Source organism: Qipengyuania nanhaisediminis (assembly GCF_900115585.1).
In the GTDB taxonomy this organism is placed as follows: domain Bacteria; phylum Pseudomonadota; class Alphaproteobacteria; order Sphingomonadales; family Sphingomonadaceae; genus Qipengyuania; species Qipengyuania nanhaisediminis.
In genome coordinates this window covers 487411-507103 of sequence record NZ_FOWZ01000001.1, presented here as the reverse complement: position 1 = coordinate 507103, position 19693 = coordinate 487411, and the positions used below count along the sequence as shown (strand labels likewise).

The 19693-nt window shown below is 62.6% G+C and carries 25 protein-coding genes; 17 read left to right on the top strand and 8 right to left on the bottom strand.

Going from position 1 to position 19693, the window contains the following annotated elements; all coding sequences use genetic code 11:
* Positions 1-21: 21 nt before the first annotated feature.
* Positions 22-219, top strand: coding sequence for a hypothetical protein (locus BM173_RS02575; protein WP_090478394.1), 198 nt, complete (start codon positions 22-24; stop codon positions 217-219).
* Between the two features lie 107 nt (positions 220-326).
* Here BM173_RS02575 and rpsI read toward each other — a convergent pair whose 3' ends face one another.
* The 5 genes from rpsI to BM173_RS02550 all read right to left on the bottom strand — a co-directional run bounded on the left by rpsI (position 327) and on the right by BM173_RS02550 (position 3548).
* On the bottom strand, positions 327-851 hold the full coding sequence (rpsI, locus tag BM173_RS02570; RefSeq protein WP_090477020.1) for a 30S ribosomal protein S9: 525 nt from the start codon (positions 849-851) through the stop codon (positions 327-329).
* Positions 851-1330 (bottom strand): 50S ribosomal protein L13, encoded by a 480-nt coding sequence (rplM, locus tag BM173_RS02565; RefSeq protein WP_090477018.1) that lies wholly within the window; start codon positions 1328-1330, stop codon positions 851-853. Before rplM ends, rpsI begins: the two co-directional genes overlap by 1 nt.
* A gap of 166 nt (positions 1331-1496) precedes the next feature.
* A complete protein-coding gene (locus BM173_RS02560) occupies positions 1497-2213 on the bottom strand; it encodes a hypothetical protein (protein WP_090477017.1) in 717 nt (238 codons plus the stop codon).
* Positions 2206-2526: a divalent-cation tolerance protein CutA gene (gene cutA, locus BM173_RS02555; RefSeq protein WP_090477014.1), complete on the bottom strand. Its 321-nt coding sequence runs from the start codon at positions 2524-2526 to the stop codon at positions 2206-2208. Before cutA ends, BM173_RS02560 begins: the two co-directional genes overlap by 8 nt.
* Positions 2523-3548 (bottom strand): COX15/CtaA family protein, encoded by a 1026-nt coding sequence (locus BM173_RS02550; RefSeq protein ID WP_090477012.1) that lies wholly within the window; start codon positions 3546-3548, stop codon positions 2523-2525. The genes cutA and BM173_RS02550 overlap by 4 nt, the downstream gene beginning before the upstream one ends.
* 141 nt (positions 3549-3689) lie before the next feature.
* Here BM173_RS02550 and BM173_RS02545 point away from each other — a divergent pair, with 141 nt between their 5' ends.
* The 4 genes from BM173_RS02545 (at position 3690) to BM173_RS02530 (ending at position 6159) form a co-directional block, all read left to right on the top strand.
* Positions 3690-4094 carry a MerC domain-containing protein gene (locus BM173_RS02545; RefSeq protein WP_090477010.1) on the top strand — a complete coding sequence of 135 codons (405 nt, stop codon included), beginning with the start codon at positions 3690-3692 and terminating at the stop codon, positions 4092-4094.
* A gap of 9 nt (positions 4095-4103) precedes the next feature.
* A complete protein-coding gene (gene thiS, locus BM173_RS02540) occupies positions 4104-5075 on the top strand; it encodes a sulfur carrier protein ThiS (RefSeq protein WP_090477008.1) in 972 nt (323 codons plus the stop codon).
* A 73-nt stretch (positions 5076-5148) separates the two neighbouring features.
* Complete coding sequence (locus BM173_RS02535; protein ID WP_090478392.1) at positions 5149-5676, top strand: hypothetical protein; 528 nt, start codon at positions 5149-5151, stop codon at positions 5674-5676.
* A gap of 3 nt (positions 5677-5679) precedes the next feature.
* Positions 5680-6159 carry a hypothetical protein gene (locus BM173_RS02530; RefSeq protein ID WP_090477006.1) on the top strand — a complete coding sequence of 160 codons (480 nt, stop codon included), beginning with the start codon at positions 5680-5682 and terminating at the stop codon, positions 6157-6159.
* Here BM173_RS02530 and BM173_RS02525 read toward each other — a convergent pair.
* The 3 genes from BM173_RS02525 to BM173_RS02515 form a co-directional block, all read right to left on the bottom strand.
* Positions 6156-7958, bottom strand: coding sequence for an AMP-dependent synthetase/ligase (locus tag BM173_RS02525; protein ID WP_425438790.1), 1803 nt, complete (start codon positions 7956-7958; stop codon positions 6156-6158). The two genes, BM173_RS02530 and BM173_RS02525, sit on opposite strands and share 4 nt — an antisense overlap.
* A 111-nt stretch (positions 7959-8069) precedes the next feature.
* Positions 8070-9782 (bottom strand): gamma-glutamyltransferase, encoded by a 1713-nt coding sequence (gene ggt / locus BM173_RS02520; protein WP_090477004.1) that lies wholly within the window; start codon positions 9780-9782, stop codon positions 8070-8072.
* A gap of 11 nt (positions 9783-9793) precedes the next feature.
* On the bottom strand, positions 9794-10822 hold the full coding sequence (locus tag BM173_RS02515; protein WP_090477003.1) for a quinone-dependent dihydroorotate dehydrogenase: 1029 nt from the start codon (positions 10820-10822) through the stop codon (positions 9794-9796).
* Between the two features lie 351 nt (positions 10823-11173).
* Here BM173_RS02515 and BM173_RS02510 point away from each other — a divergent pair, with 351 nt between their 5' ends.
* The 12 genes from BM173_RS02510 (at position 11174) to BM173_RS02455 (ending at position 19679) form a co-directional block, all read left to right on the top strand.
* Positions 11174-12091 (top strand): AraC family transcriptional regulator, encoded by a 918-nt coding sequence (locus BM173_RS02510; protein WP_090477001.1) that lies wholly within the window; start codon positions 11174-11176, stop codon positions 12089-12091.
* A gap of 99 nt (positions 12092-12190) precedes the next feature.
* Positions 12191-12601 (top strand): SUF system Fe-S cluster assembly regulator, encoded by a 411-nt coding sequence (locus tag BM173_RS02505; protein ID WP_090477000.1) that lies wholly within the window; start codon positions 12191-12193, stop codon positions 12599-12601.
* Between the two features lie 8 nt (positions 12602-12609).
* On the top strand, positions 12610-14094 hold the full coding sequence (gene sufB / locus BM173_RS02500; protein WP_245755780.1) for a Fe-S cluster assembly protein SufB: 1485 nt from the start codon (positions 12610-12612) through the stop codon (positions 14092-14094).
* A complete protein-coding gene (locus tag BM173_RS02495; protein ID WP_090476996.1) occupies positions 14094-14426 on the top strand; it encodes a hypothetical protein in 333 nt (110 codons plus the stop codon). The genes sufB and BM173_RS02495 overlap by 1 nt, the downstream gene beginning before the upstream one ends.
* Positions 14423-14908: an endonuclease domain-containing protein gene (locus BM173_RS02490; protein ID WP_090476994.1), complete on the top strand. Its 486-nt coding sequence runs from the start codon at positions 14423-14425 to the stop codon at positions 14906-14908. Before BM173_RS02495 ends, BM173_RS02490 begins: the two co-directional genes overlap by 4 nt.
* Positions 14905-15579: a hypothetical protein gene (locus BM173_RS02485; RefSeq protein ID WP_090476992.1), complete on the top strand. Its 675-nt coding sequence runs from the start codon at positions 14905-14907 to the stop codon at positions 15577-15579. Before BM173_RS02490 ends, BM173_RS02485 begins: the two co-directional genes overlap by 4 nt.
* Before the next feature lie 22 nt (positions 15580-15601).
* Positions 15602-16354 carry a Fe-S cluster assembly ATPase SufC gene (sufC, locus tag BM173_RS02480; protein WP_090476991.1) on the top strand — a complete coding sequence of 251 codons (753 nt, stop codon included), beginning with the start codon at positions 15602-15604 and terminating at the stop codon, positions 16352-16354.
* Positions 16351-17121 carry a SufD family Fe-S cluster assembly protein gene (locus BM173_RS02475; RefSeq protein WP_090476989.1) on the top strand — a complete coding sequence of 257 codons (771 nt, stop codon included), beginning with the start codon at positions 16351-16353 and terminating at the stop codon, positions 17119-17121. Before sufC ends, BM173_RS02475 begins: the two co-directional genes overlap by 4 nt.
* Entirely contained in the window at positions 17118-18335 is a 1218-nt protein-coding gene (locus tag BM173_RS02470) for an aminotransferase class V-fold PLP-dependent enzyme (RefSeq protein ID WP_090476987.1), read from the top strand. Before BM173_RS02475 ends, BM173_RS02470 begins: the two co-directional genes overlap by 4 nt.
* Positions 18332-18835 (top strand): SUF system Fe-S cluster assembly protein, encoded by a 504-nt coding sequence (locus BM173_RS02465; protein ID WP_177201781.1) that lies wholly within the window; start codon positions 18332-18334, stop codon positions 18833-18835. Before BM173_RS02470 ends, BM173_RS02465 begins: the two co-directional genes overlap by 4 nt.
* The gene (locus BM173_RS02460; protein WP_090476985.1) at positions 18835-19320 is read left to right on the top strand and encodes a GNAT family N-acetyltransferase; all 486 of its coding nucleotides are present in this window, start codon (positions 18835-18837) and stop codon (positions 19318-19320) included. The genes BM173_RS02465 and BM173_RS02460 overlap by 1 nt, the downstream gene beginning before the upstream one ends.
* Complete coding sequence (locus tag BM173_RS02455; RefSeq protein ID WP_090476984.1) at positions 19320-19679, top strand: HesB/IscA family protein; 360 nt, start codon at positions 19320-19322, stop codon at positions 19677-19679. The genes BM173_RS02460 and BM173_RS02455 overlap by 1 nt, the downstream gene beginning before the upstream one ends.
* The last annotated feature ends 14 nt before the right edge of the window (positions 19680-19693 follow it).

Below are 19693 nucleotides of genomic sequence, written 5' to 3'. Positions count from 1 at the left end.
TTCTACAAAGGGAAACTGGCGATGGAATTTGTCAAAGCTGTGCCCCTTGGGGGCATCCTGACCTTCGTGGTCGCATTGATCATCGGATCGCAGGGGTCGCGCGGCGGCTTCCTGTCGATCTTTCGTGCCGACATGATGCAGTACGAGTTCTGGTGGAGCTGGCCGCTCTTTTTCGCAGGCACCGGTCTCGCCTGGATGATCATGATGATCCAGCGCTGACAGCCGGGCGACTGGCTCCGCAGCAATTCTCAGAAGTACAAACGAAAAGGGCGGCCCCAACCGGAGCCGCCCTTCCTCGGTGTTCGTAAAGAACCTTGTGAAGCGAATTAACGCTTCGAGAACTGGAAGCTACGACGTGCCTTGGCGCGGCCGTACTTCTTACGCTCGACCACGCGGCTGTCGCGGGTGAGGAAGCCGGCGGCTTTGACCGTCGAACGCAGGGCCGGCTCGTACTTGGCGAGTGCCTGCGAGATACCGTGCTTCACGGCGCCTGCCTGGCCCGAGAGACCGCCGCCCTTGACGGTGGCGACCACGTCGTACTGACCCTGGCGCTCGGTGATGGCGAACGGCTGGTCGATCACGAGGCGCAGCGTCGGACGTGCGAAGTACACTTCCTGATCGCGGCCGTTGACGGTGACCTTGCCGCTGCCCGGGACGAGCCAGACGCGTGCGGTAGCGTCCTTACGACGACCGGTTGCATAAGCGCGGCCCTGGGCGTCGAGTTCCTGCTCGCGCAGGGGAACGTCGGCCTTGGCAGCGATCTCTGCCGAATCACCCTCGGGTGCGTCGCCGGCGATGTCCTTCAGATCTGCGAGATCCGAGACGGTTTCGTTCTTGGTTTCGTCAGCCATTATGCAACAGCCTTGTTCTTGCGGTTCATCGAAGCGACGTCGAGCGTCTTGGGCTTCTGGCCCTCATGCGGATGCTCGGTGCCGTTGTAGAGGTGGAGCGCCTTCATCTGCGCACGGCCAAGCGGGCCACGCGGGATCATGCGCTGCACGGCCTTTTCCAGGACGCGCTCGGGGAAACGGCCTTCCAGCACCTTGGCTGGGGTCGTTTCCTTGATGCCGCCGGGGTGGCCGGTGTGCTTGTAATAGATCTTGTCGGTCATCTTCTTGCCGGTGAACTTCACCTTGTCGGCGTTGATGACAATGACGTGATCGCCGCAATCGACGTGCGGAGTGTAGCTCGGCTTGTGCTTGCCGCGCAGGATGTTGGCGATAATCGCCGCAAGACGGCCGACGACGAGGTTTTCCCCGTCGATGATGTGCCAGTCCTTTTCGACCTCTGCCGGCTTTGCCGACTGGGTCACCTTGGTGAGAGCCTTCATGGCTTGATGTCCGTTTTCTCGAGTTCAACGTGCCGTCAGCCGACACGAAATCACATCGCAAGCCTTGAATCAGACCTGCTGAGCGCGCGCCAATTGGCGTTTGAACCTCGATTCGTCAAGCTTTTCCGCGCGTCTTGGGGGAGGTAAAATAGTACGCAGAGATAAATCAGGCGATTTCCCACACCTCGCCGGACTGGCGCGAAGTATAGCCGACAGTTGTCGCCACGGTTCGCTCGAATGTGCGCAGCAGGCCGCTAACAGGATCGACCTCGACCGTCACCGCCACTTCGTAGGAGCCCGAGAGCCCCTCAGAAAGTTCCACCGGACGCGTGTCGATCCGGGTCCCGGGGACAGGATAGATCAGATCCTGCGGTATCTGGCTGACCATTTCGGCCGCCGTCTTGCCGATATTCGTCACGAAATCCGCCGCGGTCTGCCTTTCGCTCGCGTTAGCGAAGGCGTCGTCGAACATTTCGATCGCTTGTCTGACGGCCTGGCGGGCGCCGACGCCCTGCCCTTGCGACCAGTCGACGATCAAACCTGTACGATCCAGTTCCAATGGCAGGAAACCGCTTGCATCCCGCTGCTCCTCGATCGCGGCCATCGCCTTTAGAGGAGGCGGGACCTGTACGCTGACGGCTACCTGTTGCCCGCTTAGCCGGGCGCCTGCACCCAATTTCTCGAACTTACAGGACCAGTCGCGCACCACCTCGATGGCGGCACCTCCACGAAGGCTGCGGACCAGTTTGCGCCTCAGCCGGATCGGATGTTGCGGAAATGCGACCGGCTTTCTGGGGGAGGCAATCACGTGCGTCGCGCCCATCGGCAGCAAGGCCAGCGCACCCAGGGCACGCAAGACGCGTCGCCGTTTGCTGTCAGTCATCGACCCCGCTCCCCAAATGCCCCAGCCAATCGGTCGTGGCCGATCCGGCGATGCAGGGCCATCCGAGTATTGCCGGAGTGTCGTAAGGGTGCAAGTCTTCCAGCCGGGAAATTGCCCGCTCAAGCAAGGACTTGTCCGTCTTTATAAGGACCGGAATCTCTTCGCCTTCCCCGATCTCGGAATTCCAGACGAAAAGCGAATAGATTGATGCCCCGACATTGATGCAGCCTATCAGCCCTTCCTCGATCAGGACGCGACCGGTTTCCTTCGCGCTATCCTCGTCGGGGAACGGACAATAGATCAGGGCGGTCACACCCTGCGTCCAAGGAGATGTGCGGCCCAAACAAAGGCTGCCACCAGCAGCGCGCCGACCACTTGGTGCGAAACCGCTATCCAGAGCGAAACGCCGGTCATCACGGTGGCTATACCCAGGACGATTTGCGTCCCGAATGCCGAATGGATCGCAACCGAAGCCTTGCGCTCGATTGTGCGCACCCTCCGGGCCATCACGATCAGTGCGGCGACGGCCACCCACGCCCACCAGCGGTGCATCCAGTGGATGAGGTAGGGATCGTGCGCCATCGCGTAGAGCAGGCCGCGCGAGCTATCATATTCGGGGATGAAGCGCCCCTGCATCAGCGGCCAGCTGTCACTGGCGAGCCCGGCATTGAGGCCCGCCAACCACGCAGCCAAGAGCAATTGGAGGAACAGCACGGCACCGACCCAGCTCGCCGTCGCGGTCCAATGCGCCATGCGCTTGTTGCCTCGCGCAAACTGCCTGAGGTCGAGCGCGACCCAGACCAGCGCGCCAAGCGTCAGCATGGCTGTGAGGAAATGGAGCGACAGCATGAAGTGGCTGACGTCGGTCATCGTCTCGTTGAGGCCGCTCTTGACCATGAACCAGCCGAAGACGCCCTGCAGTCCGCCGAGCGCCAGCAGCGCGACCAGGCGAAGCTTGTAGCCTTGCGGGATTGCCTTGCGGACCCAGAACCAGGCGAGTGGCAAGGCGAAGGCAAGGCCGATCAGCCGGCCCCAGAGCCTATGGAACCACTCCCAGAAATAGATGAACTTGAAGGCAGCCAGATCCATTCCGGCGGGTCCGGTCACATTCTTATACTCGCCGGTCGCCTTGTAGAGGTCGAACTCCGCTTGCCAGGCCGCTTCGCTCAAGGGCGGGATCGCGCCCGTTATCGGTTTCCATTCGGTAATCGAAAGGCCGCTTTCGGTGAGGCGTGTGATGCCGCCCACGGCGACCATCACGATAACCATAGCGGCGACGAAAAAGAGCCAGTTTGCAAGGGCAATCGGGCGAAGCTGCGCAGGATTGGAAATCATGACGCGCCTGTTTGCCGCCGCAGGACGCGAGCGCAAGTGAGAATCGCTCAACGGCAGGTTCGCCGCCTGCAAGTCCGGAAAAAGAAAGGTTTTAACGCGAGACCCTTGTATCACGTGATACTATCACATATCTCGCATGACATGTTGCAACGCGCCATTTCTCCGATTCGTCGGCGTCTCGACCGTGTCGGTATCGGCCTTTCGGGCCTGTGCGCGCTTCATTGCCTGCTTTCGATCGTGCTCGTTTCCGGTCTTGGCATCGGCGGGGAATTCTTCCTTGCACCCGAACTGCATCGCTGGGGGCTCGTTGTCGCCACGCTGATCGCGGCAGTTGCAATCGGCTGGGGCGCACTGCGCCACCGGATGGCCGCGCCTTTCGTTATCGCCATGACCGGCCTGACCTTCATGGGCGGTGCGCTGGCCGTTCCGCACGGGATGAAGGAAGCGGTCCTGACGATCATCGGGGTCGCCCTGGTTTCGCTCGGACACATATTGAATATGCGCCATTGCCACTCGGCCGCTTGCAAGGAGCGCTGCGGAGACTAAGTCGGGCGCATGATTGCGCTGACTGTAAATGGCGAAACCCGCCGCACCGCTGCCTCGACCATCGCCGAACTCGTGCGTGAGCTCGAACTCGATCCGGCCAAGGTCGCAGTCGAGCACAATGGCGTGATTGCTCCGCGCAGCGAACTCGATTCGCACGCGATCGCGGATGGAGATACGCTCGAGATCGTCCATTTCGTGGGTGGCGGCCAGGGCGACGACAGCTGGAGCGTGGCGGGTCGTACCTTCAAGAGCCGCCTCATCGTGGGCACTGGCAAATACAAGGATTTCGAACAGAACGCTGCCGCGCTCGAAGCGAGCGGGGCGGAAATCGTCACTGTGGCGGTGCGCCGGGTCAATGTCAGCGACCCCAAGGCGCCGATGTTGACCGATTATATCGACCCCAAGAAGGTCACCTACCTGCCGAACACCGCGGGATGCTTCACGTCCGAAGACGCCATCCGCACCTTGCGGCTGGCGCGCGAGGCAGGCGGCTGGGACCTCGTCAAGCTGGAGGTGCTGGGCGAGGCGCGCACGCTCTATCCGAACATGCGCGAAACGCTCACCGCGACGGAAACGCTCGCCAAGGAGGGCTTCTTGCCCATGGTCTACTGCGTGGATGATCCGATCGCAGCCAAGCAGCTCGAAGATGCGGGCGCGGTCGCGGTCATGCCTCTCGGCGCACCTATCGGCTCGGGCCTTGGCATCCAGAACCGCGTGACGATCCGGCTCATCAAGGAAGGCGCCAACGTCCCTGTGCTGGTCGATGCGGGTGTCGGCACAGCCAGCGATGCTGCGGTGGCCATGGAACTGGGTTGCGACGGCGTGCTGATGAACACTGCGATCGCGGAAGCGAAAGACCCGATCCGCATGGCCCGCGCCATGAAGAGGGCGGTCGAGGCCGGGCGCGATGCCTATCTCGCCGGGCGCATGGCGACGCGGAAATACGCCGATCCGTCGAGCCCGCTTGCCGGCCTGATCTGATCCGGCCCAGGCCGCTTACCGGACGTTAACCATATTCGCGGACACTCTACCTGTAACAGGGGGGGTGCCGATCATGGCCGTTGCAAATACCGCTTCGATGACCATCGCAGAGATGCGCGAGTTCGCCAGCTTCACTGCGGCGGAACAGCGATACATCCGGCGCAGCCTCGATATCGGCCTCGGCCGGTGCGATGCCTTCCGCATCTGGGGGCGCAATGCGGGCGAGAACGCAGCGATCCGCAGCCAGTATGTGACCTATCAGGAACTCAAGGCCCTGCGCGGTTCGATCCCGGTAGATTCGAGCCTCGACCGGATCGAGGGTTTCGTGGGCAAGCTTACCCGCGTCGCCGCCTTCGACCTGGCGCAGGAGCGGATCGACAGCTTCTCGGCTTTCCGGTTCCTCTACGAGCGTCTGCTCGGCGCCGACGCACGGCCATGGCTGCCGAGCGCCTTTTGCGCCGCAGCCGCCCTTCCGCAAATCCGGCCCGACCGGCGCAAGATGCTGCTGCAATCGCTAAGCGAAGCCGCCGCAACCGCTCCCGGCTGGTCCGACCGCGCGCCGAGCTTCTACCCCGAATTTATCGAGGAAGCGGCTGCGTAATCGATGTCTGATCTTGTCGAATTGGCCCACGCTGCCGACTGCTGGCGAGGCTCATGCCTCAATTACTTTGCCCGCACCGAGGCTGCGGTTGCGAAGACGCTCGAAGCCGCACAGGCAAGTGGGAAACTCCGAAACATCAGACATCTCGCCGGTCAGCGTCTGTCAGACTTGATTGCCCTATCAGGTGAGATCGATGCGACCGACAAACAGAAATCAGCGTTGTCGAAAGCACTGAAAAGCTGGCAATCTCTGGAGCAAAACCGTCAGTATCTCGCGCATGGCGTCGCGACCATCGCAGTCGATCAGAAAGGTGCTTGGATCGCGATCTATGATTTGAAAACTTACCGCTCGAACGTGGGGAAAGAAGAGCGCTGGGCCGTTAAACAATCGGAAGCCGAAGAATTTTCTTCCCAGTTAGGACAAGCGTTCAAGTTGCTCAGCGGTCAGCTAGGACAGTTTCGCAAACGGATCGAAGCAGCCTAACCCCGGTAAAGCCCGTCCAGCCGGTCGCCGTAGCGTTCCTTGATCTTGTGGCGGCGGATTTTCATCGAGGGGGTCATTTCCTCGTTCTCGATGCTGAAGGCTTCGTCTGCAAAGGCGAACTGGCGGACTTTCTCGATGACCGACAGGTCCTTGTTCACGCGGTCGACCGCCTTGCGCACGGCGCTGCGGAATTCCGGATCGTCCTGCAGCGCCTTGAGGTCGAACTTCTTGCCATTGGCGCGCGACCATTCGACTGCCCATTCGGCATCCGGCACCAGCAGGCCGACGATGTAGGGGCGCTTGTCGCCCGCCACCATGGCCTGCCCGATCTCGGGCTGCAGCGTCAGCATGCCTTCGATCTTCTGGGGCGCGACATTGTCGCCCTTGTCGTTGACGATCATGTCCTTCTTGCGATCGGTGATCACGATCCGTTCTTTCTCGTCCAAATGGCCGATATCGCCCGTGTGCAGCCATCCGTCCTTGATCGTGCGCTCGGTCTCCGACTCGTTCTGCCAGTAGCCGTGCATGACAAGCTCGCCGCGGCACAGGATTTCGCCATCCTCGGCGATCTTCACATCAACGCCGCGCATGGCAGGACCGACGGAATGCATCGCGATGCCAGCCTTGGGCCTGTTGCAGGCGATCACCGGGCCCGCCTCGGTCTGGCCGTATCCTTGCAGCATGGTGAGGCCCATCGAATCGAAGAAGATACCGACTTCGGGGTTGAGCGGTGCGCCGCCCGATACCATAGCCTTCATCCTGCCGCCGAAGCGCTGGCGGATCTTCGGCTTCAAGAGCCGCCCGACCATCGCATCTTTCAAGCCGTCGCCGAACTGGCGCTTGCCCTCTGCGCGGCGGGCGCCGACTTCGAGCGCGGTGTTCATGAGCTTTTCGGCAAGGCCGCCCTGCTTTTGGACCTGCTTCATGATCCGTGTGCGCAGCACTTCGAAGAGGCGCGGCACGACGACCATGATGGTGGGGCGGGTTTCCTCGATATTGCTCGCGAGCTTTTCCAGCCCTTCGGAATAGAAGATCTGCGCCCCAACGCTGATCGGCAGGAATTGGCCGCCGGTATGCTCATAGGCGTGCGACAGCGGGAGGAAGGAGAGGAATCGCTCTTCGTCGCCAAGCCCGAAATCCTCGATCAGGATTTCCGCCGCGCCTGCAGAATTGCACAGGATCGCGCCGTGATGCTGCTTCACCCCGCGCGGGGCACCGCCGGTGCCGCTGGTATAGATGATACAAGCCGTATCGCCCCTGCCGATCTCGGCAATGCGCTTCTCGACCGCGGCCCGCGCAGCCACGGCGTCGCCTTCGATCATGGTCGACCAGTCATGATAGGTGAAGCTGCCCGACTGCTGGCGATGCAGGTCCTCGATGCCGATGACATGCTCAGCAATGCCGGTCGATTGCAGCGCGCCGTGTAGCGGCTTGAGCAGTTTTTCGGTCGAGACGATAACCGCGCGCGAGCCCGAATTGTCGAGAATATGTGCGTGATCGCGCTCGGTGTTGGTAACGTAGGCGGGAACCGTGATGCACCCTGCCGCCATGATCGCGAGATCGGCGATGCACCACTCCGGGCGGTTCTCGGAGACGAGGCACACGCGGTCGCCGTCCTTGAGGCCGAGCCCGCGCAGGGCTCCGGCGAGCAGGCAGACGCGGTTTGCCGCTTCGCCCCAACTCATCGTTTGCCAGCTGCCATCCGCTTTCCAGCCGAGGAACGGCTGGTCGGTCTTGGCATCGGCGCGCTTCAGGAAAAGTTCGACCAGATTGTTCGCGGAATCGATATCCGACAGCACAGGCAGGCTCCTCGAAAAACGTATGTTCTGTTCTGTTCTGACGCGGCAAGGCCGCACGGCAGGGGCTTAGGCTCACGCCGCGCCAACAGCAAGAGAGCTGCGTTTCGCCCCTCAGGGCATATCGACAAATCCTTCGAGGCGCGGATCGCGCGCACTCTGCCACCTATCGCCGCGCATCAGCAGCGCGCCCGCCTTGATCGGCGCCTGGCGTATGACCAGATCTTCGTGACCGAGCGCGCGGAAGGCCTCTGCCTGATCCTCAAGCCATGTGCCTTCTTCCAGCAATACGCGCTCGCCGAAGGCCATCATGAACGGCAGGCGCAGCGCCTCTTCGGCCGACAATCCGAAGTCGATCGCTCCAATGATGGCGCGCGCGGTCGTCACCGGGATCGTGCTGCCGCCCGCAGCGCCGACGGCCATGAACGGCCGTCCTTGGGAATCGTAGATCACGGTCGGTGACATGGACGAGCGCGGCCGTTTCCCGCCCTCGACCCGGTTGGCCACCTCTCGTCCCTCCACGACAGGCGAGCGGCTGAAGTCGGTCAGCTCGTTGTTGAGATAGAAACCACCGACCATCAGGCCAGAGCCGAACGCGCCCTCGATCGTCGAGGTATAGCTCACCATCGTATTCTCGCTGTCGACGACGGCGAAGTGCGATGTGCCGTGTTCTTCCGGCTCGTCGCCGTCGGCCATTGCGGTGGTGGCACCGGGCGGTGTTCCGGCTTTCGCCTCGGCCAACGATTCCTGCGGCGAAATCAGCGCACTCCGGCCGGCAAGATAGGTGCGGTCGAGCAGCCCTTCGACCGGAACGCTCACGAAGTCGGTGTCGGCAAGGTAGATCTCGCGGTCGGCATAGGCGAGCCGCTGCGATTCGAGGAACAGGTGCCAGGTGACCGGATTGTCCGCGCCCAAGGATGCCAAATCGAACCGTTCGAGCTGGAGGAGCATCTGCTGGACCGCCACGCCGCCCGATGTCGGCGGACCCATGGAACAGATGCGATAGGTGCGATAGCTGCTGCAGACAGCGTTGCGTTCTTTTGCTTCGTAACCGGCGATGTCCTCATAGGTCATCGCGCCCGGTTTAGGCGTGTCTGCCGCCACAGCCGTCGCAATCGCAAGGGCGCGGGTGCCGGAATAGAATGCCTCGCGGCCGCCGCTGGCTAGCGATTCGAACGTGCGCGCCAGCGCCTCGTTCTGCACCAGCGTGCCGACCGGAAGCGGCTCTCCGAAGGTGTCATAATAAAGCGCCCGCGCTTCGGCGGTGTGTGCGGCGCGATCCTTCGACCGGCCAAGCGCATCGTGCATCCGCGGATTAATCTGGAAGCCTTCGCGTGCCAGCTCGATGGCCGGGCCGAACAGCTCCGACCATGCCAGCTTGCCATGCGCGGCATGGGCCTTCGCGGCGAGCGCGATGTTGCCCGGCACGCCCACACTCAGGCCGCTGCGGACCGATTGCATGAATGGCGGTACATTTCCTTCATCGTCGAGGAACCAGTCGGGCGTCGCGGCGGCGGGCGCGGTCTCGCGTCCATCGAATGTCGTGACATCGCCGTCGGCTTCGCCACGCACCAGGAAGCCGCCACCGCCGATGCCGGAACTTTGTGGCTCGACCACCGTGAGTGCCAGCATCACAGCGATCGCTGCATCGGTGGCGCTGCCACCCTTGGCGAGGATCGCCTCGCCCGCTTCCTGCGCGCGCGGATCGGCGGCGCTCACCGCTCCTGCGGGCACGGTGGCGACCGTGTCCTGAGGCGCGGGTGCGGGATAGGTCGCGCACCCGGCGAGGGCGAGCGATGCGAGCGAGGTTACGAAGATGTTTCTCATGGTCGGCGACGCTATGCCGTTCCGACGGCCTCTGCAATCGAGGAAAAGCCGTCACGCTTCATCAGGCGTTCCAGCCCGCGAGTGATCGCACGGGGCAGGCCCGGTCCCTCGTAGACCATGGCGCTGTATAGCTGGACCAGGCTCGCTCCCGCCCGGATGCGTGCCCAGGCATCTTCTGCGGTCGCAATTCCGCCGACGCCGACCAGCGGTATGCCCCCGCCTGTCGCGCTGCGGAAATCCTCGAGCCGCTGCTGTGCGAGGTCGCGCAGCGGTTTGCCCGAAAGGCCGCCGGCTTCGTCACGCTGTCGCGACGCCAGGTCGGGCCGCGTGATGGTCGTATTCGAGACGATCAGTGCGCCCAGTTTCTTGTCGAGCGCGATGCGCGAGATCGCATCGATATCTGCCGGTTCAAGATCCGGTGCGACCTTGAGAAAAACCGGTGGACCTTCATCGCCGCGCGCATCGAGAACCGCTTCGAGCAGCCCGGTAAGGGCGCTCTCGTCCTGCAAGGCGCGCAGGCCCGGTGTGTTGGGGCTGGAGATGTTGACCGCGAGATAGCTGGCCAGCGGCGCCATCATGCGCGTCATTTCGACGTAATCGGTAACCCTGTCTTCGCTGTCCTTGTTGGCGCCGATGTTTATACCGACGATCCCGCCACGGAGCGCTCTCGCCTCTAGCCGCTGGCGGGCCGCTTCTCCGCCGCCATTGTTGAAACCCATGCGATTGATGACGGCGCGGTCTTCCACCAGCCGGAACAGGCGCGGCTTCGGATTGCCAGACTGCGGGCGCGGCGTGATCGAGCCGACCTCGGTGAAGCCGAATCCCAGGCCCAGCAATTGGTCGGGCACTTCTGCGTCCTTGTCGAACCCTGCTGCCATGCCAACGGGGTTGGGGAATTCGAGTCCGGCCACATTCACAGCGAGTTTGCCGGGGCGCGATCGGGTTGCCCGCGGCATTGCTTTCAGTCCGGCGATCGTAAGGCGGTGCGCGCGCTCGGGGTCGAGTGCGAACAGGGCGGGACGGGCAAGATGGAAGATCATGGGCGGGCGCTATGACGCAGCCGCAATCGGCTGTCGAGCGAGCGCCTCAAGTCATTGTAAAATTCCGCCAAAGTTGCCTGAATTGAAACGAGTGTCGCATGCATACAATCAAAAATCGGCCGACTCGTTCTATTCAGCACCTGCGACCCGAAGGGCTCGGAGCAGCTTTGCAACGAGTTCTCAACTATAGAGGGCGGCTCTCAACGGGCCGCCCTTTTTTTGTCCGGCTGGAATTCTGCACTTCATTTTGCCCCGTCACATTCCGGACATAAACATAGGACAATTGCCTGTTTAATCGCGCAACGCTAGTTACTGCGCACGAATGGGTGCTCGGGTCGCAGGGGACAGAGCTTGGAAAATCCAAACGGGGCAGATGGCCTTCCGTACAGCTTCGAATTTATCGAAGCCCCGGCGGACCTGAAGCCCTATTGCAATTCGCTTTACATCTTCCGGGCGCAAGCGCCGGGGTTCGAGGACTGCCTGCCCGCCTATTCCGGACAACTCGCCGTAGTGCCTCAGGGTTCGGCGGACGTATTCTTCGAGAAGGGCAAGCCATCGCGAACAGGCAATGTCGTGATGCAAGGCGCGCTGCTGAAGGCGCGCGAATTCCATATTCATGGCCCCATGCTGATGCTGGGCTTCTCGCTGAACTTTCGCGGCTGGGCTGCGCTGACGGGCCTGCCCGTGAACGAATACCACGATTGTTTCGTCCCGATCGAAAAGGCTTTCGCTCCCGATCTGCAAGACCGGCTGAAGGCGCTTCCCCTTGCCGTGCGCGAGGGCAGGATGGACGAGAAGGCCGGCCTCGAAGAACTGGCCGACATCGTGCGGTGCGGGATCAGCGAATTGTCCGAGCGCCATGTCCAGGTGATCGACACGACGCTGCAGTGGCTGTCCTCTTCGTTCAAGCCGGACATCGAGGAATTGCAGGACAAGCTGCCCTATTCGGAACGGCAGATGCAGCGCCTCGTCACGCGCTTCTTCGGCCAGCCCCCGGTTCGCCTGATTCGCCGCTATCGTGCGGTTCGCGCCGCCACGATCCTGTCGCTGCCGCAGCTTGACCCCGAACTCGAAGCGGAAATCCGCGATGCGTTTTACGACCAGGCACACATGATCAAGGAAATCCGCGAGTTCACCGGGCGCACGCCGCGCCGGCTTGAGGTGAACAAGGAAACCCCGGTCCGCGACATGCTTGGGCCCGACGGCTATTCCTCGGTCGACCTGTTCGGCGGCAGCCAGGACCGCCAGCTCGGCCGCACCCCCAACTAAGCCAGAACTGCTAACGACTCGCAACAAGCGGAAATCCGTTGAAACCGCGGGTTTGCGCCCATACGTGGCTAATCGGAACAGATTCGTCCGATTTAAGATATGCGCCTTTCGAACCTTGCAGATTACGCTGTCGTCACGATGAGCCAAGCGGCCCGCCATTGCGGCGGGGGCAGGGTAAGTGCGTCCGAACTGGCTGCGGAAACCGGCCTTCCTGCACCCACCGTGCAGAAGCTGGTCAGCAAGCTGGTGGGCGCAGGGTTGCTCCGTTCGGTACGCGGTGCAGGCGGCGGCTTGCAGCTGGCCCGGCCGGCTGCAGCAATCAGCCTGGCCGATATCGTCGAGGCCGTCGAAGGCCCCATCGCCCTCACCGCCTGTGTCGAGGGAACCGATTGTTCGGTCGATCATGAATGCCGGGTCAGGCCGCACTGGCCGCTGGTGAACGAAACTTTGCGCAGGGCGCTGGCTGACATCAGCCTGGTGCAGCTGGCGCAGGAAAAGGAACTCGCGTGAGCGAAGACATGGACATCCAGGACCGCGCGGAAATGGACAAGGATGCGCGTGAAGCTGCCGAAAAGGCGGCCGAATACGAGCACGGCTGGTCCTCCGATATCGAGACGGAATATGCCGAAAAGGGCCTGACCGAAGACACGGTCCGGTTCATTTCGGCCAAGAAGAACGAGCCGGAGTGGATGCTCGACTGGCGGCTCAAGGCCTTCCGCCTGTGGCAGAAGATGGAAGAGCCGAACTGGGCGAAGCTCGGCTATCCGGAAATCGATTACCAGGATGCCTATTATTACGCCGCGCCCAAGAAGAAGGAAAAGCTCAAGTCGCTCGACGAGCTCGATCCGGAGATCAAGGCGGTCTATGACAAGCTCGGCATTCCCGTGGCAGAGCAGGAAGTGCTCGCCGGGGTCGAAGGGGCGCGCAAGGTCGCCGTCGATGCCGTGTTCGACAGCGTCAGCGTCGCGACCACCTTCCGCGAGGAATTGAAGAAGGCGGGCGTCATCTTCCTTTCCATCAGCGAGGCGATCCAGGAATATCCCGAGCTGGTGAAGAAATGGCTCGGCAAGGTCGTGCCGCAAAAGGACAACTACTTCGCGACACTGAACTGCGCGGTCTTTTCGGACGGCACCTTCGTCTACGTGCCCGAAGGCGTGCGCTGCCCGATGGAGCTGTCGACCTATTTCCGCATCAATGCCGAAAATACCGGCCAGTTCGAACGCACGCTGATCGTTGCCGAGAAGGGCAGCTATGTCAGCTATCTCGAAGGGTGCACCGCGCCGATGCGCGATGAAAACCAGCTCCATGCCGCCGTGGTCGAACTGGTCGCGATGGAAGATGCCGAGATCAAGTACTCGACCGTCCAGAACTGGTACCCGGGCAATTCCGAAGGCGTCGGCGGGATCTACAATTTCGTCACCAAGCGCGGCCTGTGCCAAGGCGCGCGCTCGAAGATCAGCTGGACGCAGGTCGAAACCGGCAGCGCAGTGACGTGGAAATATCCGTCCTGCGTGCTCAACGGCGAAGACAGCGTGGGCGAATTCTACTCGGTCGCGGTGACCAACAATTTCCAGCAGGCCGACACCGGCACCAAGATGATCCACAACGGGAAGGGCAGCCGTTCGACGATCATCTCCAAGGGTATTTCGGCGGGCAAGTCGAACAACACCTATCGCGGGCGCGTGGCCGTGGCGGCCAATGCCGACAATGTGCGCAATTTCACCCAGTGCGACAGCCTGTTGCTGGGCGACAAATGCGGTGCGCATACCGTGCCCTATATCGAGGTGAAGAACCCCTCGGCCACGATCGAACACGAAGCGACGACGTCCAAGATTTCGGACGACCAGCTGTTCTACGCCATGCAGCGCGGGCTCGACGAGGAAGAGGCCGTGGCGCTGATCGTCAACGGCTTTGCCAAGGACGTGCTCAAAGAGCTGCCGATGGAGTTCGCCGTCGAAGCGCAGAAGCTGCTGGCTATTTCGCTTGAGGGGAGTGTGGGGTGATGCGGCGCGAATGGATTCTGGGTTGTGCCCTATTCGCTGCTGCGTGCGGGCAGAGTGCGGAGAAAGAGGCGTCGTTCGAGGATGTCTCGACTGCGACCCTCGCCTATGCAAATTGCATCAATGACGAGGCTGCCGGGTCTGCCCCGGACGCGGGCTCACAGGACGAGGTCGTAGCTGTGATCCTCCGGGCCTGTGATGCGCAACGATCGACCGCCCTTGAGAGCGGGGCGGTGCCGACCATGGCGGCATCTCAAGCCGAGTTCGATGAAATACACGAAGGGTTGGCGCGTAGCCTGCTCATGGACGCGCAAGAAAAGGCTGAAGCCCAGTGACCGACCGCAAGACCCTCCAACTCCGCGATCCGTCCGAAACCGGTGACGAGGCCCCTTCGATCAAGAAGAAGGGCCGCGGCTGGGAGATTTCCGAGAAGCGGCTCGATGCGCTGCATGAACAGGCACGCGAAATGCGGCGCCACTCTACCGAGGCGCACAAGGCGCTGGCCGAAAAGTTCGCCAAGGCCAATCTCGGCCCCTTCACCTTCAAGCGCCATGCCGTCGTCGGCAGCGCGATCGTCGACTTCAACTGTCACAAGCTCGGCATGGCGATCGCCATCGACGAGGAGGGCCAGAACGACACGCTCGCCAAGCGCCGCGACAAGAGCCTCGAGGCTGTCGGCATCCGCGTGATGCGCATCGCCGCCAAGGACATCCTCGAAAACATGGATGCCGTGCTCGAACGCATCACGCTCGGCATGCGCAGCCGTATCGCCGACAAGCGCCAGCGCCGCGCCGATCACGAAGGAGCCAACCGATGATCCTTGCTACTGCCGCCTCCCTACTGCTTGTCAGTTCTCAGGCAGGCGAAGCCGTAACAGCCGAGTATCCGGAAGATTCCGAAACCTGGGCACTCGAATACCCGAGCCTCATCGGCGCTTTCGTCGATGACTATTACAGCTGCCTCAAGAGCGGGAACTACATCGTCGGCGACGGAAGAGGGTTCGCTGACCAGTATCGAGGCGATATCCAGCGCTGCGCCAAGCAGGCAGTCAAGCTGGAGCAGGGCGCTAACGATCGCTTGTCCGAGCGCGGGCGCACCGATGAAGCCAGCCCCGAACATGTCGCGGAGATCTTCGAGACGATCCGCCGCATCCATGTCGCGCGCGGCGCTGATCTCGACGGCTTGATTGCGGCCGGTCTTTCCAATCACCGCCGGTATCGTGCGGAACAGGAAACGACGGTCGACGCCGCCTGCGTGGCGCGCGTCACCGAGCTTCGCACCCAGCGCGAGGACTTCGCAGCCACGGAAGGCCCGAAGCTGGAGCACATCCACGACAAGGACGAATATAGCGACGAAGATCGCCTCGCCCTGATGAATTATTCAACCGAGCTGCTGCGCCTCACGCGCATGATGCAGTTCGAGATGCGTCGCTGCCCGGGATCGGAAATCGCGGACAATACGGCGCAAGACCAAGTGCCCAATAGCTAAGCGGCGCGAACAGGACATACCGATGCTCAAGATTGACAATCTCACCGCCGAAATCGACGGCAAGACCATTCTCAATGGCCTCAGCCTGGAAGTGGCTGCGGGCGAAATCCATGCCATCATGGGGCCCAACGGCGCGGGCAAGTCCACGCTGTCCTATGTGCTCGGCGGCCGTCCGGGCTACGAAGTGACGGGCGGCTCGGTCACCTTCCGCGGCCAGGACCTGCTCGACATGGAACCGCACGAGCGCGCTGCGGCAGGGCTGTTCCTCGGCTTCCAGTATCCGGTCGAAATTCCCGGCGTGTCCAATGTCCAGTTCCTGCGCGAGGCGCTCAATGCCCAGCGCAAGGGCCGCGGTGAAGAACCGCTCTCGGGCGGCGAATTCCTGAAGCTGGCCAAGGAAAAGGCCGCCCTGCTGAAGCTCGACATGGACATGCTCAAGCGCAATGTGAACGTCGGCTTTTCCGGTGGTGAGAAGAAGCGCGCCGAGATGGTCCAGATGGGCATCCTCGACCCTGCCTTTGCCGTGCTCGACGAAACCGACAGCGGTCTCGACATCGATGCGCTGCGCGTGGTGGGCGATGGCATCAATGCGATCATGCGCGACAGCGGCAAGGGTGTCCTGTTGATCACCCACTACCAGCGCCTGCTCGACGTGGTGAAGCCCGACAAGGTCTCGATCCTGAGCAAGGGCCGCATCGTCAAGACCGGCGGACCGGAGCTTGCGCTGCGGCTCGAGAACGAAGGCTATGACGCGGTGATGGCGGAGCCTGCATGACCCAGGACGTCGCTTTCCCCACCCGCAAGGACGAGGCGTGGCGCTATTCGGACACGGATGCGCTGGCCGGCATGGACCTCGGCGTATTCGACCGCTGGCAGGACATCGAAGTCCCCGCCGGCGAGACCTTGCGCGAAACACTGGTTATCTCCGACGAGAATGCCGATCCCGACGGCGTCGAACTGCGCCGCTTGCGGGTCAAGATCGGCAAGGGCGCGCGTTTCGAACTGTTCGGCGTCATCGCCGGTGCGCAGCTGGGCCGGGTCGAGGTTGTCCTGACCCTTGCCGAAGGTGCTCATTTCGAAATGGGCGGCATCACGGTGGGCGGTCGCTCGACCGTGCGCGAATTCGTCACGCGGGTGGCCCATGAAGAGCCGAACGCAACCAGCAACCAGATCGTGCGCAGCGTCCACTGGGGTAAGGGCACGGGCAACTTCCTCGGCCGGATCGATGTTGTGCGCGACGCGCAGAAGACCGATGCTGCGCAAAGTTTCAAGGGCCTGCTGCTTGAAAAGGGCGCGAGCGTGAATGCCGTGCCGCAGCTCGAAATCTTTGCGGACGACGTGAAGTGCGAACACGGCGCCAGCGTCGGCCAGATGGACGAGAATGCGCGTTTCTACATGGCTGCGCGCGGGCTTTCCCCCGAAGCGTCGCGCCGCCTGCTGGTGCAGGCCTTCATCGGCGATGCGCTGGTGGAACTGGACGACGAGGCCGAGCAGGAACGCCTGCTGCGCATCGCGCTCGACAAGCTGGACAAGCACCTGTGAGCGACACGGCAACACTGACCCGCAAGGCCGATTTCCCGGGCCTGCTGACGCCTGACGGCGCCCCTTGGCACTACCTCGACACGGCCGCCACGGCGCAGAAACCGCAGGCGGTGATCGACGCCATGTCGCGCGCCATGGGCAGGGATTACGCGACCGTGCACCGCGGCGTCTACTCGCGCAGCGCGATGATGACGCAGGGCTATGAGGCCGCACGCAGGCGCGTTGCGGACTTCACCGGCGCGCAGTCGGAAAACGAGATCGTGTTCGTGCGCGGCGCGACCGAAGCGATCAATCTCGTCGCCGCAAGCTGGGGCATGACCCGGCTGACCGAAGGCGACCGCATCGTGCTGTCGACGCTTGAACACCATTCCAACATCGTGCCCTGGCAGATGGTGGCCGAGCGCACGGGCGCGCAGATCGACGTCTGCCCGCTGACCGAAAACGGCTGCATCGACCTCGGCGCGCTGGAGGCGATGATCGGCCCGCGCACCAAGCTGGTGGCGCTGGCCCATGTCTCGAACGTCCTCGGCAGCGTGCTCGATGCGCGCAAGGCTGCGGATCTCGCCCATTCGGTCGGTGCTAAGATCCTGCTCGACGGCTGCCAGGCGGCACCGCGCATGACGCTCGACATGAAGGCGCTGGATTGCGACTTCTATGCCTTCTCGGGCCACAAACTCTACGGCCCGACCGGGATCGGCGTGCTGTGGGCGCGTGAAGACATCCTCGACTCCATGCCCCCTTGGCAGGGTGGCGGTGCGATGATCGACAAGGTCTCGTTCGAAGGCACGACCTATGCCCCGCCGCCGCAGCGTTTCGAAGCGGGAACGCCGATGATCACCGAGGCGATCGCGCTCCATGCGGCGATCGATTACGTGGCCGCGCAGGACCCCGATAAGCTGTACGAACACGAGAACGGCCTTGCGAGAAAGCTGCGCGAGGAATTGCGCCGCACGAATGCCGTGACGCTGTTCGGACCCGAAGAAAGCGCGGGGATCGTCTCCTTTGCTCTCGAAGGGGTTCACCCGCACGATCTCGGCACCATATTGGATGAAGAGAACGTGGCGATCCGCGCAGGCCATCACTGCGCACAGCCTCTGATGGAGCATCTCGGCGTGCCCGCAACCGCACGCGCCAGCTTTGGCCTCTACAGCGACGAGAACGACATTGCCGCCCTAATGCGGGGCATTGAAAGGACCCGGAGGATCTTCGGATGAACAAACCGTCTGACGACAAGGATTTCATTGCCGCACCATCGCCGGCGGACACGGTGGTCGGGAAGCCTCCGCGTGCGCGTGTGTCCGATGCGATCGACCCCGACGAAACCGCGGGCGAGAAGCTGGAGCGTAAGCGCGATTACCTCGAAGGCTTTCTGCAGAAGAAGCCGGAAGCGGAAAGCGTGACGGGCACCGGCGGCAAGCTGCAGCAGGCGGTCGTCGATGCGCTCAAAGAAATCTACGATCCGGAAATCCCGGTGAACATCTACGACCTCGGCCTGATTTACGGCGTCGAGGTATCGGACGAAGCCGACGTGATCGTCACCATGACGTTGACCACGCCGCATTGCCCGGTTGCCGAAACCATGCCGGGCGAAGTCGAATTGCGTGCCGCCAGCGTTCCCGGCGTGCGCGATGCAGAGGTAAATCTCGTCTGGGATCCGCCGTGGGGCCCGGACAAGATGACCGACGAGGCACGGCTCGAACTGGGCATGCTCTGATGGGCAAAATCACCACCCGGATTGCCAATTATGGCGATGAAAGCGATGCGAGTACCGTGGTCGAATTGCTCGACTGCTACGCCCGCGATCCGATGGGTGGTGGCGAGCCGCTTGGCGACGAGGTTCGCGAAAACCTCATTCCGGGCCTTGCAAAAACGCCCGGCGCCTTTTCGATCCTCGCCTTCGACGGCGATGATGCGGTCGGCCTCTCCAATTGCTTCACCGGCTATTCGACCTTCGCCGCGAAACCGCTGGTCAACATCCACGACATGGTGGTGCGCGATGGCCAGCGCGGCAAAGGCGTGGGCAAGGCGATGTTCGATGCCATCCATGCAGAGGCCCGCCGCATCGGCGCCTGCAAGGTGACGCTCGAAGTCCTCAGCGGCAACCACTCCGCCAAGGGGCTCTACACCGCGCAAGGCTACGGCGACTACGAACTGGACCCGGACAAGGGCCACGCGCTATTCTGGCAGAAGAGACTGTAATGACCGAGACACGCACCCGCCCCGCACCCAAGGCCGCCGTCATCCTGACGCCGCGGGCCGAGCAGCGCGTTGCCGACCTCATGGCCAAAGCTCCCGACGATGCCATCGGTGTGAAACTGTCGACCCCGCGCCGCGGGTGTTCGGGCCTCGCCTATTCGGTCGATTACGTGACCGAAGAGGCCAAGTTCGACGAGAAGATCGAGACCCCGGGCGGCGTCTTCTACATCGACGGGGCGAGCGTCCTCTACCTCGTGGGCAGTACGATGGACTGGGTGGAGGACGATTTCTCCGCCGGATTCGTGTTCGACAATCCCAACGCCAAGGGCGCGTGCGGCTGCGGCGAAAGCTTCATGGTCTAAGCCGGTCCCGCCGG

Coding starts and splice junctions, on each gene's coding strand:
- BM173_RS02575 (WP_090478394.1), top strand. CDS start 22: ATGGAATTTGTCAAAGCTGTGCCCCTTGGGGGCATCCTGACCTTCGTG.
- rpsI (WP_090477020.1), bottom strand. CDS start 851: ATGGCTGACGAAACCAAGAACGAAACCGTCTCGGATCTCGCAGATCTG.
- rplM (WP_090477018.1), bottom strand. CDS start 1,330: ATGAAGGCTCTCACCAAGGTGACCCAGTCGGCAAAGCCGGCAGAGGTC.
- BM173_RS02560 (WP_090477017.1), bottom strand. CDS start 2,213: ATGACTGACAGCAAACGGCGACGCGTCTTGCGTGCCCTGGGTGCGCTG.
- BM173_RS02550 (WP_090477012.1), bottom strand. CDS start 3,548: ATGATTTCCAATCCTGCGCAGCTTCGCCCGATTGCCCTTGCAAACTGG.
- BM173_RS02545 (WP_090477010.1), top strand. CDS start 3,690: ATGTTGCAACGCGCCATTTCTCCGATTCGTCGGCGTCTCGACCGTGTC.
- thiS (WP_090477008.1), top strand. CDS start 4,104: ATGATTGCGCTGACTGTAAATGGCGAAACCCGCCGCACCGCTGCCTCG.
- BM173_RS02535 (WP_090478392.1), top strand. CDS start 5,149: ATGGCCGTTGCAAATACCGCTTCGATGACCATCGCAGAGATGCGCGAG.
- BM173_RS02530 (WP_090477006.1), top strand. CDS start 5,680: ATGTCTGATCTTGTCGAATTGGCCCACGCTGCCGACTGCTGGCGAGGC.
- ggt (WP_090477004.1), bottom strand. CDS start 9,782: ATGAGAAACATCTTCGTAACCTCGCTCGCATCGCTCGCCCTCGCCGGG.
- BM173_RS02515 (WP_090477003.1), bottom strand. CDS start 10,822: ATGATCTTCCATCTTGCCCGTCCCGCCCTGTTCGCACTCGACCCCGAG.
- BM173_RS02505 (WP_090477000.1), top strand. CDS start 12,191: ATGCGCCTTTCGAACCTTGCAGATTACGCTGTCGTCACGATGAGCCAA.
- sufB (WP_245755780.1), top strand. CDS start 12,610: ATGGACATCCAGGACCGCGCGGAAATGGACAAGGATGCGCGTGAAGCT.
- BM173_RS02495 (WP_090476996.1), top strand. CDS start 14,094: ATGCGGCGCGAATGGATTCTGGGTTGTGCCCTATTCGCTGCTGCGTGC.
- BM173_RS02485 (WP_090476992.1), top strand. CDS start 14,905: ATGATCCTTGCTACTGCCGCCTCCCTACTGCTTGTCAGTTCTCAGGCA.
- sufC (WP_090476991.1), top strand. CDS start 15,602: ATGCTCAAGATTGACAATCTCACCGCCGAAATCGACGGCAAGACCATT.
- BM173_RS02475 (WP_090476989.1), top strand. CDS start 16,351: ATGACCCAGGACGTCGCTTTCCCCACCCGCAAGGACGAGGCGTGGCGC.
- BM173_RS02465 (WP_177201781.1), top strand. CDS start 18,332: ATGAACAAACCGTCTGACGACAAGGATTTCATTGCCGCACCATCGCCG.
- BM173_RS02460 (WP_090476985.1), top strand. CDS start 18,835: ATGGGCAAAATCACCACCCGGATTGCCAATTATGGCGATGAAAGCGAT.
- BM173_RS02455 (WP_090476984.1), top strand. CDS start 19,320: ATGACCGAGACACGCACCCGCCCCGCACCCAAGGCCGCCGTCATCCTG.